This window comes from Pseudomonas sp. LBUM1676 (assembly GCF_059695605.1).
In genome coordinates, this window is record NZ_CP166777.1 from 2,364,838 (window position 1) to 2,379,764 (window position 14,927).

Annotated in this window: 19 protein-coding genes and 1 pseudogene; 8 read left to right on the top strand and 12 right to left on the bottom strand. The window is 50.1% G+C overall.

Annotated features, from left to right (window positions below):
* The 4 genes from ACA041_RS11095 to rimA all read right to left on the bottom strand — a co-directional run bounded on the left by ACA041_RS11095 (position 1) and on the right by rimA (position 3,090).
* Positions 1-321 carry a hypothetical protein gene (locus tag ACA041_RS11095; RefSeq protein ID WP_497441136.1) on the bottom strand — a complete coding sequence of 107 codons (321 nt, stop codon included), beginning with the start codon at positions 319-321 and terminating at the stop codon, positions 1-3.
* Positions 322-432: 111 nt separating this feature from the next.
* On the bottom strand, positions 433-1,725 hold the full coding sequence (locus ACA041_RS11100; RefSeq protein WP_497441137.1) for a sensor domain-containing diguanylate cyclase: 1,293 nt from the start codon (positions 1,723-1,725) through the stop codon (positions 433-435).
* On the bottom strand, positions 1,722-2,087 hold the full coding sequence (locus ACA041_RS11105) for a hypothetical protein (RefSeq protein WP_497441138.1): 366 nt from the start codon (positions 2,085-2,087) through the stop codon (positions 1,722-1,724). The genes ACA041_RS11100 and ACA041_RS11105 overlap by 4 nt, the downstream gene beginning before the upstream one ends.
* Positions 2,088-2,316: 229 nt before the next feature.
* Positions 2,317-3,090, bottom strand: coding sequence for a S6 modification regulatory phosphodiesterase RimA (gene rimA, locus ACA041_RS11110; protein WP_497441139.1), 774 nt, complete (start codon positions 3,088-3,090; stop codon positions 2,317-2,319).
* 598 nt (positions 3,091-3,688) lie between these two features.
* Here rimA and ACA041_RS11115 point away from each other — a divergent pair.
* Positions 3,689-4,054 carry a histone-like nucleoid-structuring protein, MvaT/MvaU family gene (locus ACA041_RS11115; RefSeq protein ID WP_497441140.1) on the top strand — a complete coding sequence of 122 codons (366 nt, stop codon included), beginning with the start codon at positions 3,689-3,691 and terminating at the stop codon, positions 4,052-4,054.
* Between the two features lie 46 nt (positions 4,055-4,100).
* Here ACA041_RS11115 and ACA041_RS11120 read toward each other — a convergent pair whose 3' ends face one another.
* The 3 genes from ACA041_RS11120 to ACA041_RS11130 all read right to left on the bottom strand — a co-directional run bounded on the left by ACA041_RS11120 (position 4,101) and on the right by ACA041_RS11130 (position 5,754).
* Entirely contained in the window at positions 4,101-4,175 is a 75-nt protein-coding gene (locus tag ACA041_RS11120; protein ID WP_497442049.1) for a DUF2256 domain-containing protein, read from the bottom strand.
* Between the two features lie 42 nt (positions 4,176-4,217).
* Positions 4,218-4,763, bottom strand: a complete 546-nt coding sequence (locus ACA041_RS11125; RefSeq protein ID WP_497441141.1) for a cysteine hydrolase family protein — start codon at positions 4,761-4,763, stop codon at positions 4,218-4,220.
* Positions 4,764-4,863: 100 nt separating this feature from the next.
* Complete coding sequence (locus ACA041_RS11130) at positions 4,864-5,754, bottom strand: MBL fold metallo-hydrolase (RefSeq protein WP_497442050.1); 891 nt, start codon at positions 5,752-5,754, stop codon at positions 4,864-4,866.
* Between the two features lie 239 nt (positions 5,755-5,993).
* Between ACA041_RS11130 and ACA041_RS11135 the strand changes: the two genes are divergently transcribed.
* Positions 5,994-7,022: a GlxA family transcriptional regulator gene (locus tag ACA041_RS11135; RefSeq protein ID WP_497441142.1), complete on the top strand. Its 1,029-nt coding sequence runs from the start codon at positions 5,994-5,996 to the stop codon at positions 7,020-7,022.
* Positions 7,023-7,119: 97 nt separating this feature from the next.
* Here the strand turns inward: ACA041_RS11135 and ACA041_RS11140 are convergent, their stop codons facing one another.
* The 3 genes from ACA041_RS11140 to ACA041_RS11150 all read right to left on the bottom strand — a co-directional run bounded on the left by ACA041_RS11140 (position 7,120) and on the right by ACA041_RS11150 (position 8,568).
* The gene (locus ACA041_RS11140; RefSeq protein WP_497273557.1) at positions 7,120-7,530 is read right to left on the bottom strand and encodes an MFS transporter; all 411 of its coding nucleotides are present in this window, start codon (positions 7,528-7,530) and stop codon (positions 7,120-7,122) included.
* A 7-nt stretch (positions 7,531-7,537) separates the two neighbouring features.
* Positions 7,538-7,807: a DUF4062 domain-containing protein gene (locus ACA041_RS11145; RefSeq protein ID WP_497266495.1), complete on the bottom strand. Its 270-nt coding sequence runs from the start codon at positions 7,805-7,807 to the stop codon at positions 7,538-7,540.
* Between the two features lie 68 nt (positions 7,808-7,875).
* The gene (locus ACA041_RS11150; RefSeq protein WP_497266493.1) at positions 7,876-8,568 is read right to left on the bottom strand and encodes a DUF421 domain-containing protein; all 693 of its coding nucleotides are present in this window, start codon (positions 8,566-8,568) and stop codon (positions 7,876-7,878) included.
* Between the two features lie 500 nt (positions 8,569-9,068).
* On the opposite strand from ACA041_RS11150, the gene ACA041_RS11155 reads away from it, so the two are divergent.
* The 3 genes from ACA041_RS11155 to ACA041_RS11165 all read left to right on the top strand — a co-directional run bounded on the left by ACA041_RS11155 (position 9,069) and on the right by ACA041_RS11165 (position 11,431).
* Positions 9,069-9,548 carry a GAF domain-containing protein gene (locus ACA041_RS11155; protein WP_497441143.1) on the top strand — a complete coding sequence of 160 codons (480 nt, stop codon included), beginning with the start codon at positions 9,069-9,071 and terminating at the stop codon, positions 9,546-9,548.
* A 7-nt stretch (positions 9,549-9,555) separates the two neighbouring features.
* Positions 9,556-10,236, top strand: a complete 681-nt coding sequence (locus ACA041_RS11160) for a sensor histidine kinase (protein WP_497441144.1) — start codon at positions 9,556-9,558, stop codon at positions 10,234-10,236.
* A gap of 499 nt (positions 10,237-10,735) precedes the next feature.
* Complete coding sequence (locus tag ACA041_RS11165) at positions 10,736-11,431, top strand: VIT1/CCC1 transporter family protein (RefSeq protein WP_109631392.1); 696 nt, start codon at positions 10,736-10,738, stop codon at positions 11,429-11,431.
* A 769-nt stretch (positions 11,432-12,200) separates the two neighbouring features.
* On the opposite strand, the gene alaE is transcribed toward ACA041_RS11165, so the two are convergent.
* Positions 12,201-12,665 carry an L-alanine exporter AlaE gene (gene alaE, locus ACA041_RS11170; protein ID WP_497441145.1) on the bottom strand — a complete coding sequence of 155 codons (465 nt, stop codon included), beginning with the start codon at positions 12,663-12,665 and terminating at the stop codon, positions 12,201-12,203.
* Between the two features lie 306 nt (positions 12,666-12,971).
* On the opposite strand from alaE, the gene ACA041_RS11175 reads away from it, so the two are divergent.
* Entirely contained in the window at positions 12,972-13,337 is a 366-nt protein-coding gene (locus tag ACA041_RS11175; protein ID WP_497441146.1) for a histone-like nucleoid-structuring protein, MvaT/MvaU family, read from the top strand.
* A 66-nt stretch (positions 13,338-13,403) separates the two neighbouring features.
* Here the strand turns inward: ACA041_RS11175 and ACA041_RS11180 are convergent.
* Positions 13,404-13,719, bottom strand: a pseudogene (locus ACA041_RS11180) (hypothetical protein); the annotation flags it as partial.
* Positions 13,720-13,875: 156 nt separating this feature from the next.
* Here ACA041_RS11180 and ACA041_RS11185 point away from each other — a divergent pair.
* Positions 13,876-13,998 (top strand): hypothetical protein, encoded by a 123-nt coding sequence (locus ACA041_RS11185; protein WP_497441147.1) that lies wholly within the window; start codon positions 13,876-13,878, stop codon positions 13,996-13,998.
* A gap of 158 nt (positions 13,999-14,156) precedes the next feature.
* A complete protein-coding gene (locus ACA041_RS11190; protein WP_497442051.1) occupies positions 14,157-14,693 on the top strand; it encodes a hypothetical protein in 537 nt (178 codons plus the stop codon).
* Positions 14,694-14,927 lie beyond the last annotated feature (234 nt).

Genomic DNA, 14,927 nt, shown 5'->3' on the forward strand with positions numbered 1-14,927 from the left:
TCAGCAATTGGTGCTCAGGGAGCGGTACCACTCTGCATACGGCGTATTGGCCACCTGATGCCTGTTGAAATCAGGGCTGCTGTCGTTCCACCACACCGGGCCTCTTTCCCCTAGCGCGACCTTGGCCTCCTGAACCCTTGCCCGTGCCGCCAATAACTGCCCAGGATCGCCAGAGGCTTTCGCTGCCTTTACTTCACGACGCGCTGTCAGCAAGTTTTTTACTAGGCGCTGCCGCACATCTTCATCCAGCAATGGGTTGGTGAAACGCCACAGCGGCCCGTTGACTACAAGGTAGCGACCGCAAGGAGTCATTTGATTCATATCTGAAACTCCACCAAGATTTGTACCTCATCCCGAGACCAGTTGAATTTAACTCGAGATTTTCGACTCGCTAATACATTCCTGAATCTTACTCAAGTCAGATACTCGTACTTAGGGGGCTGAGTCAATGTCAACTATGCAGTTTCTACCCTTGGCCTTTGCCAAGTAGAGCGCGCTATCTGCGGAGCTCAATAATTGCTTCAGGGTGGATCGCGATTCATTCATCGAAGTATAACCAATACTAACTGTAATTTTGATTTCCTGCCCCTTAACATCTACGCTAGATGCTTCAATGCCACTCCTGAGCCGTTCTGCAATAACAGATGACTCAAGGCTATTGGTATTTGGCAGCATAACTACAAACTCTTCTCCGCCAAATCTGGCTATAGTATCTGCGGGTCGGAGAATCCCTTCAGCAACTTTAACAATAGACTTTAGAACTTCGTCACCAATCGGATGCCCCCAGCTATCATTCACGAGCTTGAAGTGGTCGGCGTCTAACATGAGTATCGATATTGACTGTCTATATCGATTTGCTCGAGCAAACTCTTTCTCTGCAAGGTTGAAAAAATGAGCGCGGTTAATTGCACCTGTGAGGTGGTCTTTAGTTAGCAAGTCGGCCAGATTCTCACTCGAAACCTTTCGCTCGGTAATATCTCGAAACACCACCGTATAGCCAGAAAACTCATCATCCTCTTCGCGCAGAACGGCAATCATTGCTTGAGCAAAAAAATTGTGTCCTGATTTGTGTTTGCAATAATAGTCTCGTGAATGCCAACCTTCCTCGCGTGCGAATGACAGATGTTCATCTAAAACGTGCACATCCGAAGCGGAAAAATTACAAAATTGGCGCAACGTCTCACCGCTAGACTCAGATTCCGTGTAGCCCGTCAGACGCTCTGCTGAGGGGCTCCAGCTATTAATTTCTCCTTGTTTAGTTAAGCCGAGAACTGCGAAATCGTTAACAATAGTATAGATGGCGTCAAGCCATGAGTCGGTCTGCCGAAGCCTCCTTTCAGTTGCAACTTGGCAAGAGATATCAGTTAGAACTGTTATCAGAACATCGTCGTTGACCTTCACAATAGTACATGCGAGGACAACACCTCCGTCGGCGGCGGACGTCACGTGAATTCTATGGTTCACACATATTGATCCGCATGACTCTCTAAAACTTGTCACAAGGTTACGTAATTCAGGTGCAACGGAAGCAAGTGTTTCAAATAAGTTTTCAAGGCCGAGAGATTTAACCAATGGCATCAATAATTGTGTTGCCATGGGATTAAGCATGTCAATTTTCCCGCCGGGATTGGTTCTCACCAGTCCTACGGGTGATAGATACATGAATGAAAGTAATGCTTCATACTCTGACTCGGTTGAGTCATTGCCCTGTTCAATGCCACTCATTTTTTTGCCCATTCAACCAGTAGGAAACGGGTATTGTTATTTATTTTTTTCAAGAGTCTTAATCTGACGGGGATTGGCCGCATTCTAAGCGCCAGAACGTAAGAAATGATCACGTCTAACTCAGGTTCATTCTCAAATCTTTGAGCAACCATAGCGTTGTTCAGGCAGGGAGCAATTTCAGAAAATAAATTCTTACCTAAAACACGCGCCTGTCGTAAGGCCGCACTTGAAGCTTCAAATGTATTATAAATTACCACATCAGAAGCGTCGTTAAAACCAATGATCCCAAAGTTCAGAGTATCCAACTGGTCAGACGCGTCCAATAATGATTGGATCGATGTTTCTTCGAACGTAAGATTCATTTTCTACTCACTCGCTAAGTTCGATATCAATTTGAGCACTTTCTGTCGGATTGGCTTTAGTCAACTTTTGATACAGGGTGCTCACCCTTTTCGTAACCAATATATGACAAACACTAATTGCAAATTATTATTCTGAGCTTGATCGGCCAAGTAGACACTGGTGGTGATGTCGCAGCTGATTTCTTAGCCAAAAATTTAAATGTGATCGATAATTTTTGTGGGTTTTTACTCATAGCCAAGCGCTTGGAGCGATAGGAGCCATTGCTTTGAATGCAGGTTTGGCGAACCAAAAACCTTGCATTAGAAAAATTCCGCAGTCGGTAAGAAAATCTCGCTCTTCCGAATGTTCTATACCTTCAGCAATGATTTTGACACCTAGATCGGCACACATTAGAACAATGCCACGTACGATAGCCTGGCGAGCGGAATCAAGATGAATATTGCGCACTAGCGCAAGATCTAGCTTAATCAAATCCGGCTGAAAATCTGCTAGTAGGTTCAACCCTGAATAACCTGCGCCAAAGTCATCAATTGCCGTCTTGAATCCGAACTCTCGGTATTTTGATAATGTATTGGTTAGGTGATAATTGTTATCAACATATTCGCTTTCAACCGTCTCGAAAATCAGCCGGTCGAGCGGAAAGTTATTAATTCGTGCAGCTTCCAGTGTGCTTCGAATGCACAGTTCTGGACGGTACACTGCTTTAGGTAGAAAGTTAATCGATAGGTGTTGGGTCATGCCGAGCTGCGCGGCAGTAGAAATAGCCCGCACGCGGCACAATTGATCGAATCGATAGCGATTCTGATCGTTGACTTTCTCGAGCACAGACAGCGCGCCCTCACCGTTAAGTCCCCGTACCAATGCTTCATGTGCAAAAATCGACTGATCGCGTACGTTCACGATCGGCTGATAAGCGAAGGTGAAATCTAAATCCAGATCTAAGGAGCTTTTGCATCCTTGGCAACCACTAGGCGAAGTCAATGAGCTCGGGAAAACGGTCACGTCGCACTCCAAAAAGTTGGATGTAATTTATATTATTTTTAATGAATCCTGAATGTTGGAGTGAATCGTGAAATCACTCAGAGTGCCTTGCTTAGCCTCCACTGGAAAATCGAAGTGTAGCAGTCTATTGGCTGATTATTTTCTTCAGCACGGTAAATATGTGGTTTTTTAGCCATAAGTATAAGGGGATGGTTTCAGGAGGATGTTGGCACGCATTTTGGCGTTTTCTCACGTTGTCCGATCTCGCAAAAATCCTGAAGGCGTAAGTGGCGGAAACCAAGGATTGTATTCGGAACTCAGGCAACACGAAGGGGGAGCGATAGAGACACCTCTGCCAAGCGGGCAGGTGGTCATGGTGCGCGGAAGATGTTGAGAACCACTTACTAGCATTCTGTATCGCGCGATTGTTCATCCTAGATGACCAGTTTAATGGCGGAGAGGTGAGCATAAAGCCTGTCTTTTTTCTTAAAGTGACAGGCTTAGCGATCAAAGCTGACGTTGCGTTGGGCGACTTACAGAGCAAGGAAAGGCGCTTTTTATTCAAAACAAAACACTGTTTTTGGTGTAACGTTAGGATAACAATCACGGAGAGATATCCATGTCCAAACTTGCAGAATTTCGTCAGCTCGAAAAACACTTGGCCGAGCAGCTCCAAGCGCTTGAAGCCTTGAAAGGTGATGTCGGCTTGAAGCAAGAAATCGAGTTCGAAACAAAGCTCCGTGCCTTGTTGGCAAAGTACGGCTTCAGCTTGAGAGACATCGTTAACCTACTTGATCCCAAGGCTGATCGTCGCGCACCCGCTGCGGAGTCGAAGAGCAGCACTCGCAAGCCCCGCCAGGTGAAGGTTTACAAAAATCCGGAATCCGGCGAAGTCGTGGAAACGAAAGGTGGCAACCACAAAATTCTGAAAGAGTGGAAAGCGAAATACGGTTCAGACACTGTGGAGTCGTGGCTCGCCAAATGATTTTGGTTTGAGTACAAAAGGGCCCGAGAAGGGCCCTTTTTTTAATTCATTGTTTGATAGGTTTGCTGCGCTGGCAGCGTTTAGAGCAGTAGCGCACTTCTTGCCAGCATCGAGCCCACATAACAAGGGCCCACAGGCCCCCAAAAACTGAATTGTTACGCGTTTAAGCCGAGAGGTAATCGTCCACAGATTTAACGGTGCCGTAGCCGAACTCAAAAGCTGCCATCATCGCCGCATGCGCGTGAGCGGCGGGCACGGTCACGCCGCGAAATGTGAGATCCAGGGTGGCGCAGGCGTCATGCAGCACAGTAACCGGATAACCCATGTCCGCCGCAGCGCGTACTACGGCGTCGATGCACATGTGGCTCATTGCACCTATGACCACAATATCTTGGACATCGAAGGCGTCCAGCTGCTTCTTGAGATCAGTTTCTCTGAAGGCGTTGATATGTTTTTTAACAATCACGGGTTCTTGACCAGCAGGGGCTACTGCTGGCTGAATTTCCGCGCCGATGGATCCCTTGATAAATATTGTGGCACCCTCATTATCGGCGTCATGCCGTATGTGAAAAACTGGAATACCTGTATTTCGTGCGTGGCTGATCACCCGGATAGCATTCGCGACAGCTGCTTCGATGCCTGTCAAAGGCAATTTGCCAGTGGGCAGGTATTCGTTTTGCAGATCAACTACTACAAGACCTCGTTTCATGAACGATCTCCAGTCAAATTATCAAAGTGACGTTGTCGCAAAGGCTGAAATGGCTTGCGGGTAAGTAAGCTGCCTTTTAACGCGGCCAACATGGTTTGAATCAGAACTCCAGCGAAGCGCCGTCTTCCGGAATATCTACGCGACTCTCAATACCTTGCTTCTTGACGTAGGTGCGCAGCTCTTCACGGGTCAGGGACATGTGATTGATTGCGTCCATGTGCACGGCGACGATTTTCGCGTTTTTCGCAGCCTTCGAGGCGTGGAGAACATCTTCCTCGCCCATGATGATCGAACCCTCATACCCGGTCATCTTTGCTTTCCCGGCATTGAGTACGATGACTTCGGGGTGATATTTCTCGATGGCCTGGTCGACCTCTTTACGCCAGATAGTGTCACCGGCGAGGTAGAGGGTCTTGTAGCCTGGCGCTTGAAAAACAACGCCCATTGCTTCGCCAAGAGGTTTAGCTAAAGCTGGTACGGCATACATTTCGTCAGTGCCATGCTGACCACCGGTCTTGGTGATTTTGACGCCGCCGAATTCAGCTTCGTCAGTCAGTACGCGTACATTCTTGAAACCTTGGGAGCGAATCAGCTGTGCGTCTTCTTCATGCTGCGTGAACAGGGGAATGTCTTTCGGCAGTGCTTTTTGTGCGGCATCGTCCCAGTGGTCAAGATGGGTATGAGTGACGATGACGGCGTCAACACCAGAGATCACTTTTTCGGGCGACTCGGTCAGATCGACCAGGGGGTTGCGCAGGTTGCTCCGATAGGTATTTTCAAATCCAGGATAGGCTCCCTTCTTGGCCAGCATCGGGTCGATCAGGAAGGTGGTGCCGCCGTAGGAGATTTTCACGGTGGCGTTACGAACTTGCTGCAAATCCACTTTATGAGATGCGTCAGGCGATTTGGGCGCACTTGTGTCCGCGAATGCCGGTATGGCCGCTGCAGCGCAAGCAATGCTGAGGATAAGGGGAAAAGTTCTGAAATTTATGAGATTAATCCTGTTGATCACATTGATGACACCATTCTTGCCGAATGTTTTGAGGCCTAACAGTGGCCTGAATGACATATTTAGATATAATCGGGCCAAGTGGTCATCTTTTTTTAGTGATGTGGACGGGCGGGCTGTGTATCCCTTTCCTCCGTGGAAATTCGTAGGCATGAGCGGTCGTCCATAATTCCTGTGGGGGACACATATGAGCCAATACACGGCCAATCCGAAGCTGCCTGATGCAATCCATACGTGTTGCTGTTCTAGCTTTCAACGGCGTAAGCCTGTTCCATCTTTCTGTGCCAGGCGTGGTGTTGGGGACGGCGCAATCGGCACCTGGTGAACCTCAATACGAGGTGAGTTACTGCGCAGAGACGCCAGGAATGGTGAGTAGCGACCAAGGCATTGGCTTAGCTGTCACTCACGGCCTAGAGTTGATGGAGGCATCCGACGTAATTGTCATTCCGGCGTGGGGAGATCAATCGGTCGCTGCATCTGCACAGCTTGTGAAAGCCTTACAGCTCGCAAATGCCCAAGAAAAGCTCATCGTCGGGTTATGTCTGGGAGCATTCGTGCTCGGCGATGCCGGGCTGCTTGATGGCAAAGAAGCAACCACTCACTGGGCAGTCAGAGACGAGTTTGCGCGACGCTTCCCTGAAGTTCGTTTCAGGCCCGAAGTGCTCTATGTCAGTGATGGCAACATCATGACCTCTGCGGGAACCGTGGCGGCAATCGATTGTTGCCTGCATCTGATACGCCAGCGACTCGGTGCTGATGTCGCGAATCGCACCGCGAAGATGCTGGTGACGCCGCCGCATAGGCAAGGAGGCCAAGCTCAATACGTAGAGCATCCTGTGCCGCAACTGTCTAGCGAGGCTCATTTGTCTGATGTACTGGCGTGGGCCCGAATGAACCTAGCCAGTGATCTATCGCTCGACGTCCTGGCAGACATGGCGAAAATGAGTAGGCGCACGTTTACTCGTCGCTTTAGGGAGGCCACTGGCAGTACCGTCTCTAAATGGTTGAATGCTGAGCGAGTCGCCAGAGCACAACAGCTGCTCGAAACGACCGACCTACCTATCGAGTGTGTCGCCGGTGAGGCGGGTTTCGGAACGCCTTTGTCGTTGAGACAACAGTTCGGTGGTCACCTCGGCACATCGCCTTCTGAGTATCGGCGAATGTTTTTCCGTGAAATGAGGCCAGGCCCGAAGGCGGGCGGCAGTGAGCACATTGCCGAGCCATCCACCCCTTCCCAGCTAAAGTTTTAATTATGCCTCTTAGCTCAGGCAGCAAGATTCCTAACGACAGCGAGCAGCGCCTGAAGCGGATGTAACCAGCGCGCGACTTCAGGTTGCCTGAACCATATCAGCCAGGCAGCCAGCCATAAGAATCGAACAGCGGCAGTATGACGAAGGCAACACGCCATTCGTAACTGTTGACGACAATGCTCGGGCCCAACGCAGCAATCCCCGGGCCTATCAGGCTGCCGGCATGGAACAGTGAGGTCGCCATTCCGCGCTCGCCGGCAGGCACCCATTCGCGCAGAGCGCGTCCCCCGGCGGGGTACGAAGTCGACCCTCCGACACCCATCAGCAAACGAGTGATCAGCATGGAGAAGAAACCCCCTGATGCTGCAGAGAGGAGGGGGGCGACAGACCAGACGCCGATGCCCCAGGCGTTGACCAGCCGAGTATCGTATCGATCCTCCAGCATTCCCATGGGTATGAGTGCGAAGAGGTAAAGCCATAAAAAGGAGGACAGCAGAAGGCCCAGCACGAAGGGGCTAATGTCGAATTCTTGAGTGTGGTGAGAGGCAATCGCCAAGGCTAACCGACAGACCCGGCTCAGGCTCGTAGCCGTAGTTAGCGCCCAAGATGAGGACAAAGACGTCGCACTGATCAACCTCTGTCAGGCAGGCATGCACGGAAGAATAGGTGCGGGCTCCAAAATGCTCGCTCATGATCGGCTTCATATCCAGAGCTTCGACGGCGTCCTTGGCAGCCGCTCTGAATTGCTCAAATCCCCTTACCACCGAGCTTATGAATACCTTCATCTGTTCCCCTCAAAATGCTGGCGCCTGTGGATTTGACTGATGCCTGGTGGGATTGTTTCCAGCAACCATCACCTACAGCGTTGGGTGCTCAGCGCCTTTGACCAGATGTCATGATCGCACCGCGAGCAGCGTGCTTCGTGTTCTTCAAGAATAGATTGTGCAAAGCCACAACTCACGCAGCAATAAAGTCCCGAAGCGGGCACTTTTATAAACTCCGCACGATGTTCTAAAGGTAGGACTGACAAGCCAGGGCGCAGGTCTTCTTGATCGTAAAAATAAAGACTGATGTCGCCATCTGTTTCCATAAGCGCCAATCTTACTTGGCCTAAGTGCTCAACGCCCCGTTGTCGAAGCTCCATCAATATTTCGCTCGATGAAATATTCAGCTTCTCTAAGGATTTAAGTTCATATAAGCCATTGCGAATGACGGTTACAGGTAGACCATCAATCCATGCTTCAAATTTCTTGCTTTTGGTCATGACCCAAACCGTCATGCGATAGAGCAGCAACAGCGTGAGGAAAACGACTGCAACGGGCAACAGTGGTACATCATGGTAGAAGGACACGTCTCCGGCAGCGGAGCCCAACGTCAAAATCACGACCAACTCAAAAAGTGAGAGCTGTCTTATCCCGCGTCGGCCACTTGATTTTAAGAACAAGAAAACGGCAAGAAAGGCAAAAGCTGCCCGAAACCCTACCTCTAGCAAAAATGTTAGTGGAAACTCATCTATCAACATCCGTTGAATATCAAAGGGAGACATCATCACCTCTTTTTTGGTTTTTAGATAATCATTGAATTGTGTGAGTCCTGCCCATCTAAAGCGTTACATCCTCTGAGTAGCTCCACGGGGGCGATGAAAACGGGCTAGTCGTGGAATTTGAATCTCCAATACATGAACCTTAGCCTCGATTCGCCAAAGAATGGTGAGCCAGTTTGCACCATCCGTTACTCACCGGAAGGCTTACTCGCGCAAGCGCGGAATCTGCCCTGTTGGTGCTTGTCGGTTCCCTGGCACGGATTTTACAATCCGGTAGGTGGGTAAGGGCGTGACCTGCGGGCAGCGGGATCATTGCCACCACCCCACTGATTGCATCGGTTTGTGTGCGTGCCTGACATGGCTTATACAAACGTGAGACCATACATCGTTCTGCTGCCATCCAGGCCATCAATCGAGTGCGACCTTGGTGCAACGGTTTGAAAGCGGGCATTCCATCGGATAACCCACTTAAAGCAGTGACCTTGAGCCGTTCGGGAGTAAAAATGACTGCGAACACCACGCCTCATTCCGTTAGCTCCAGTGAAACAGCTCCAGATGAATCCCTTCGGATGAACGTCGTTCGTAGGTACGCCATTCTTGATTCCCCTCCGGACGGCGCATTTGATCGTGTGACCGCAATAGCAGCGCGCCTTCTCGGTACTCCGATAGCAATCGTGAGCATCGTCGATACAGATCGAATCTGGTTCAAATCCCATCATGGGCTCGACGCAAATCAAATTTCCCGCAATCCAGGACTCTGTGCCTCCGCGATCTTACAGAATGGGCCTTGGTTAGTAACAGACGCTAGGCATGATCCTCGAACGCTTTCTAATCCCCTTGTCGCAGGCGAATTTGGTCTTCAATTTTATTTGGGTGTGCCGCTGCATACTCACGACGGCTTCAATCTCGGTACGTTATGTGTGCTGGACACGCAGCCGCGCACGGTTACCCAAGATCAGATAGACACGTTGGCGGATTGCTAGCGTTGTAATGGATCAGCTTGAACTGCGCCTTTCCGCCATGCGATCCATAGCTGAGAAGGAAGCAGCGCTGAATCATTCCCACTTGATGGCCGAGGAAATTGACCATCGAGTCATGAATAGCCTCCATTTGATTGTGTCAATGCTGAGCATTCAGAGTGCTCAGCTGGGCAACTCTGAAGCGGCTAAGGAGATTTCAAGAGCGGCTGCCAAAATATTTGCAGTAGCAAATGTGCATCAGCATATTAACGTCGGTAAGGCTGCCACGACGCTCGATAGTGCTGACTATCTGGTTCAACTGTGTGCTGGCTTATCAGCAATGTTAGGTTGTAGGGATCAGGTAGCTATCTCGGTCGAAGCCGTCCCACTCGCCTTGGCGAGCGAACAACTCAGTCGACTCGGCCTTATCGTTAATGAATTGGTGACAAATGCTTTAAAATATGGGGCCACCAAGGTCGATGTACAATTGGCACCATATGAACATCAGTATTGCCTGACCGTAAGTGACAATGGCAAGGGACTTCCAGCCGACTTTGGTGTGGATAAAATGTCGGGGTTGGGAATGAAAGTAATTACTTCGCTTGTTAAAAATCTGGATGGCTCGCTAAGTCACCAGCCCAACGCAAACATCGGCGGCACCGCGTTTCAGATAATTTTTTCTCCGATGTTGAGTTTGCGTCCTCGAATTTGAAACGAAGCTTCTCGCTTTACTTACCAAGTACGGCAACAGCTTGAAGGACATCTTCAACCTGCTTGATCTACAGGCTGGTCGTCGCGCTCCGGCTGCCCTGCCGCAATCGGGCACCCGCAAGCCTCGCGAGGTAGGTTTACAAGAATCCGGAATCGGGTGAGGTCGTGGAACCAAGGGCGACTATCACAAAATTTGAAATAGCGGAAAGCGAAATACGGCTCAGACAAGATCGAGTCCTGGCTGACCAAGTGATTTTGGTTTGAGTACAAAAGGGCCCTTCGAGGGCCTTTTTTGTTGAACACGATGTACTATCGTAATGGCTTTTTGCCGTGATCGGTATGTTCTGGGACATGCTGGCAGCGTAAAGTATCTTTCTGAAATTTAATCGGTTGATTCAGTAATTACCGGTGATTGGATCTCCGTTCATCAACATGAATCTCACGGTGCTCATGACGCCAGAGACCTGACCTAATGCAATTTTCACACGGAGAATTCCAAAATGGCAGCGCATCATAAAGAGAAACACCCAATAGACAACATTGGTTGGCTGCGCGCTGCCGTATTGGGGGCCAATGACGGAATCGTTTCAACTTCAAGTCTGATTTTGGGCGTAGCCGCCTCTCACGCAACTCACAACAGCATCCTTATAGCGGGTGTCTCTGCTCTCGTCGCCGGTGCTATGTCGATGGCTACCGGAGAGTACGTTTCCGTGCAGTCCCAAGCCGACACGGAAGCGGCTGCCCTAGAGGCGGAGCGAATTGAGATTCAGGAAAATCCGAAGGGCGAGAATCGTGAACTGACAGGAATTTATGTTGAGCGAGGACTTGAGGTGCCGCTTGCAAAAGAAGTCGCGACTAAACTAATGGATCACGACGCCTTGGGGGCGCATGCCCGAGATGAGTTGGGAATCACCGATGCGATGAGTGCAAAGCCATTACAGGCTGCTCTTGCATCTGCGCTAAGCTTTGCCGTAGGTGCGGCACTACCATTACTCGTGGTCGTAGTAGTTCCACAAGAACATCTCATCCCAGTCATCGTCGTCGCGTCGTTGGTCTTCCTTGCTATCCTTGGCGGTTTGGCGGCCAAGGTCGGTGGGGCGAATATTAAAAATGGGGTTTTACGTGTGACTTTTTGGAGTGCGCTTTCGATGGCGGTGGCAGCAGGAGTCGGTACCCTGTTGGGAACCACAGTATAAAACCCGGAGCGGGTTCCAGAATTAAATTCTTGATGGTGAGAGTGGGCCTTTATACAAGGATGGAACAGGGTTTATATATTTGAAGGCAAGAGAAAAGCAGCGCTGCCCGCACACACCTTTATCCGATAGGATGCCGCCGGTTTTTTCTTCTGTTTTCTTTAGCTTTTTAATCCCACAGGATTGAAAGCTGGAACAGAAGCTGAAACTGAAACGCAGGCCTTGGGGGCCCAAGGGGAATCGCATTACTTACAGCCGTGGGCTGCTGCTTATGCTTTGAATACAAAATACCGTCAATTTTTTCAAAAAAATCCACATATTGCTATTAATCGGTTCTATTTTCGTTTTTTACCATTATATGTTGTGTTTTCGGCGGGTGGGGTAATGTGAGAATCAAGTGGAGCTAAAGTCAGAGCTGGAAGCGACGGTCTGGTCAGTAGCATTGCGTGCCTACGGTGCATCGCTTCATCAGGTACTAGGGCAAGCGTTGGCGCAATACAAAAGACAACCTGGGTTGGACGAGCTGACGCGCTTGCACTTGAGCACAGGGGGTCAAGCTGGCGTCCGCGCACTTGGTTGTGCTCTCTCCAAAGAGATGCCGAACTGGGGCGATCGGCACCGTGATGACTACATCGAGATCCGGCGCCGGCTTCGTTGGCATATTGCCCGTCACCTGCACCTACCTGAACTACACGCCAAGAGCGATAAGGGCAATAGCGTCCACTTATTTTAAAGCGGACGTCATCGCCCTACCGAAGCCACAAAATGGCTATCACATGTTCAACGACATTGGCTTTTCTCCTCCGTCCGGGAGGCCGAAACGACCTCTGACGAAGTTCAGGAAAGCTCCATATGGTCGTCCCAGAGTTAGCATAATTACCGTCACACCAAGCGATCCATACAGCAGTTCTTCGCCGTTAGCCCCGCAGATTGCCAATATGGCTGCATAGATTGGTACCTGGAAGCTTACGAGAGCGAGCGAGTCCCACAAGATATGGGAACTTCGACTCGTGCTGGAAAATCTCATGAACCAGTCTCGCCAAAGCCCATATGGGCGGCCAGTCAGAACCATAAGCCCGGCACCTAGAAGTCGGGTATGAAGCACCTGCTCCCAAGCCATCCCCGCAATGAGCCGCTCGTTAAGGATGCCTGTAACGGTAAAAAATAGGATCAACGCGAGAGTATCCGCAGCGAAAGATCGCCACCTATCGTTTCGATCTTCAGTTGAATAAGACAAATCGCTTACCTCCTGCCTCGTTTAGAGCGCTATGTCCGAAGAACTGGGCTTCAAGCCCCGATCCCAATTCGCTGTGACAAGTCGCCAGGTATTTTTGAATAATAGTGGTGACCTACACCCATGCGCGGAACAGATGCCCCCTCATTTCGCTCAGCGTTCCAAGATATTTTCTCGCATTGCTGCGCACCACAAGTTGCCGGTCGATGACGTTGGTCATCGGCATGCGCCAGATTCGGCCAACCCCCTGGAAGTCGGCATTTTCTGTTTTTGATGTACCGTTAGAGCGTTACTCAGAAGAGGTTTCCCGTGTCCAAACTCGCAGAATTTCGTCAGCTTGAAAAACACTTGGCCGAGCAGCTCCAAGCCCTCGAAACTCTCAAGGGTGACGCCGGCCTGAAGCAAGAAATCGAGTTCGAAACAAAGCTACGTGCCCTGTTGGCCAAGTACGGCTTCAGCTTGAGAGACATCGTTAATCTACTTGATCCCAAGGCTGGTCGTCGCGCACTCACTGCGGAGTCGAAGAGCAGCACTCGCAAGCCTCGACAAGTGAAGGTCTACAAAAATCCCGAGTCCGGCGAAGTCGTAGAAACCAAAGGCGGCAACCACCGAACGCTGAAGGAATGGAAAGCAAAATACGGTTCCGACACCGTGGAGTCCTGGCTGGTCAAGTGATTTTGGTTTGAGTACAAAAAAGGGCCTAGAGAGCCCTTTTTGGTTCAGGAATGAGGATAGCCTACGTTCCAGCACTCGGTTTCGACCACCCTTCACCAATAAATCTGTGCCCTTGGCTATGCGAACTATCGACTGCGGAGATTTCAAGAACGAAAGGATTGTTTGTTGGAGTTCTTGCGAGTGAACCAGCAAAAACCGGGCGCGATGCGCAGAGTCCTCGCTGATCCACAATCTACAATCCTCACTCATCGTACATCAAGAACGTAGGCTGGTTTAAATTTGCCGACACGACCGGATGGATCGCTAGGGCCTTCGGTCAACAACGATCCATACCTTTTTCCTTTTCTGTGTAGAGCAAACGGCCATCATTGCGGCGCGTGACCAAGCACTATATGTATGACGGGTGCGAACGCTTTCAGCAATGGAATTATGTGATCTGCAGGGAGGGAGATGTAGGTCAGGAATTCTGGCGGATCAGCGTCAAGGTGAAGCGTGTTGATGAGGTGGTGATTCTGGATTTAGCGGGACAAGACTTCCCATGACCATGACCATGACCATGACCATGACCATGACCATGACCATGACCATGACCATGACCATGACCATGACCATGACCATAGGCTGGTGCAGGTTGCTGAACGGGAGTTCGAGGCGTGGATGATGGCGGAGCGTTTAGCGCAAGGGTGAAACCATAAATAAATGCCCTTCGGCAACCGTTAGTGAATGACCAAAGCTGACGTGGGAGATATCCAATTCAATTCGCAGGTTGGGATGGGTGGTAAGCCGGAGCTTCACATATTTGATCAGGATGAGCCCACCTTGCCGAGAATTTTGACTTCCCAGATAAGTGACACCGCACTCAACGAACGCAATGCGAAGATGTTCGGGTCGCCGAAGGAGCGCTTGGATTTTTATCGTAGAGAGATTCATTACGAAACGAGCATCTTGGCCAATCGAACTGACGCCTATCTGGCATCCCAGTCCTTTTTAGTCATCGCATTTGCCTCTTCTATGGGCAATCTCAACCCAGAGTGGGGCAAGTTGTTCACGCTAGTGGTACCACCGTTTCTTGCGTTGCTTGGCGTGCTAAGTTTGCTGAATGCTTGGCCAGGTATTCGCGCGGCATACGACATTATTGACCACTGGCATTTCAAGCAGAGCGAGCTATTGCATAGCGAGCCCGTAATAGGGTTGGCGTATGACGACTCGCCTTTATTTTGTGAGCGAGAGTCCACGCACAAGGGGTACCGAAAGGCGTTGCTGTTTTCGGTTCGCACACCTTGGATTTTTGCGACGTTTTGGATATTGCTTGGCATTTGGTCGGTTTATATTCAAATCACAAATCCAGGTGCTTGAGACCTAAACAGAGAGGCAAATCTTTGCTGTTTGGTCGCTGATGACAGGCCGGGCGACCAGCTTTGGCCGAGGCAATGCCCTCAAAACCGAGCGCACCCAAGTCGAGTTCGTCGACGAAGGAATCAACCTCGCACCTCGGATTTCCTTCAGCCATCTAGCTGGTATTCCGAAGATCAGTGGCTCTGCGTCCAAATGAAAACTCGATCACAGGTTATAGGGTGTACCATCGATAGG